The 2,299-nt window shown below is 67.4% G+C and carries 2 protein-coding genes; one reads left to right on the plus strand and one right to left on the minus strand.

Features of this window, described 5'->3' with window-relative positions:
- Positions 1–149: 149 nt before the first annotated feature.
- Positions 150–617, minus strand: coding sequence for an RDD family protein (locus FNH08_RS48980; protein WP_322726640.1), 468 nt, complete (start codon positions 615–617; stop codon positions 150–152).
- Positions 618–816: 199 nt separating this feature from the next.
- On the opposite strand from FNH08_RS48980, the gene glnA reads away from it, so the two are divergent.
- On the plus strand, positions 817–2,226 hold the full coding sequence (gene glnA / locus FNH08_RS48985) for a type I glutamate--ammonia ligase (protein WP_152778390.1): 1,410 nt from the start codon (positions 817–819) through the stop codon (positions 2,224–2,226).
- The last annotated feature ends 73 nt before the right edge of the window (positions 2,227–2,299 follow it).

The raw sequence follows: 2,299 nt of genomic DNA on the forward strand, positions 1-2,299 counted from the left end.
TCTTGGTTCCCCGAGCCCCTTACGCATGTTCGGGGGGGGCGGATCGTCGTCTGGCGGCTGCGGGTTCGTTGTGGCTGGTCGCGCCCACGCGGCGGAGCCGCATATTGAACACAGCCCCGCGCCCCTTGAAAGCCGTTCCCGGCGCCCTCTCAGATCCGCAGCTCCACCGTCCGCGCCAAGCGGTCGTGGAGGCCCCTTCCGTCGCGGTCCCAGATCAGGGGTGGGATGGCGAGGCAGAGGAGGAGCGAGCGGAGGAGGGCGCGGAGGGGGTTCACCGTGCCGGTGCCCTCGGCGACCACGCGGATGCCGAAGAGGCGCTTGCCCGGGGTGAAGCCGACCGTGCCGACCGTCAGGACGTGGAGCAGGAAGAAGATCAGCAGCGCCCAGTTGCTGGTTGCCGGGCCGTAGCCGTCGGTGATCAAGCTGTATGCGATCAAGACGCACAGAGCCCAGTCGACGGCGAGGGCCCCGAGCCGCCGGCCGGGGCGGGCGATCGAGCCGGGGCCGGACTCCGGCAGGCCCAGCTGCTCACCGCGGTATCCGAAGTCGACACCCGCGTCCTCAGCGGCCGCGCGAGGGCCGGAGAGCCACGAGCCGATTGCTTGCCTCTTGTCCACCGGACCACCGTACTTCCCCCGTACGGTGGTCCTCGCGGGTGGGGTGGGCCGGAGCCTGCTCGGTTAACTTGGACGAAACAAATGGGTCACACCTGAGTAATCACCCGTCCCTAGTGTCGAGAACAGCGTGTGCCACCGCACTGGCCGCACGAACGAACTACCACCCCGGCACGGACGGGCCGGGAGTAGGAGGAGCTGGATGTTCCAGAACGCCGACGAGGCCAAGAAGTTCATCGCGGACGAGGACGTCAAGTTCGTCGACGTCCGATTCTGCGACCTGCCCGGTGTGATGCAGCACTTCACGGTGCCGGCAGAGGCCTTCGACCCGGCCGAGGAGCTCGCGTTCGACGGCTCCTCGATCCGTGGCTTCCAGGCCATCCACGAGTCCGACATGGCGCTCCGCGCCGACCTGTCCACCGCGCGCGTCGACCCGTTCCGCCGCGACAAGACGGTCAACATCAACTTCTTCATCCACGACCCGATCACGGGCGAGCAGTACTCCCGTGACCCGCGCAACGTGGCGAAGAAGGCCGAGGCGTACCTCGCGTCGACCGGTATCGCCGACACCGCGTACTTCGGCCCCGAGGCCGAGTTCTACGTCTTCGACTCGGCCCGCTTCGAGACGAAGGCCAACGGCGCCTTCTACGAGATCGACTCCGAGGCCGGCGCCTGGAACACGGGCGCCGTGGAGAACAACCGCGGTTACAAGGTCCGCTACAAGGGCGGTTACTTCCCGGTCCCGCCGGTCGACCACTTCGCCGACCTGCGCGCCGAGATCTCCCTGCAGCTGAACAAGGCCGGCCTTCAGGTCGAGCGCCAGCACCACGAGGTGGGCACCGCCGGCCAGGCCGAGATCAACTACAAGTTCAACACGCTGCTCGCCGCCGCCGACGACCTCCAGCTCTTCAAGTACATCGTGAAGAACGTGGCATGGCAGAACGGCAAGACGGCGACCTTCATGCCGAAGCCGATCTTCGGTGACAACGGCTCGGGCATGCACGTCCACCAGTCGCTGTGGACGGGCGGCCAGCCGCTCTTCTACGACGAGGCCGGTTACGCGGGTCTGTCGGACACCGCGCGCTACTACATCGGCGGCATCCTCAAGCACGCTCCGTCGCTGCTGGCCTTCACCAACCCGACGGTGAACTCGTACCACCGTCTGGTCCCGGGCTTCGAGGCCCCGGTCAACCTGGTGTACTCGCAGCGCAACCGCTCCGCGGCCATGCGTATCCCGATCACCGGGTCGAACCCGAAGGCCAAGCGCGTCGAGTTCCGCGCGCCCGACTCCTCCGGCAACCCGTACCTGGCCTTCTCGGCGCTGCTGCTCGCGGGTCTGGACGGCATCAAGAACAAGATCGAGCCGGCCGAGCCGATCGACAAGGACCTCTACGAGCTCGCTCCCGAGGAGCACGCGGGTGTTCCGCAGGTCCCGACCTCGCTTCCGGCCGTCCTCGACTCCCTCGAGGCCGACCACGAGTTCCTTCTCCAGGGCGACGTCTTCACGTCCGACCTGATCGAGACGTGGATCGACTACAAGCGCACGAACGAGATCGCTCCGCTGCAGCTGCGGCCGCACCCGCACGAGTTTGAGCTGTACTTCGACGTGTGACATCGCCGCTGGTCAGCGGGCCTGACTGGCTGTGAGCCGCCGGCCGTGTCCTTCCCCCACGGGGAGGCACGGC

The organism is Streptomyces spongiae (assembly GCF_009377185.1).
Lineage (GTDB): Bacteria > Actinomycetota > Actinomycetes > Streptomycetales > Streptomycetaceae > Streptomyces > Streptomyces spongiae.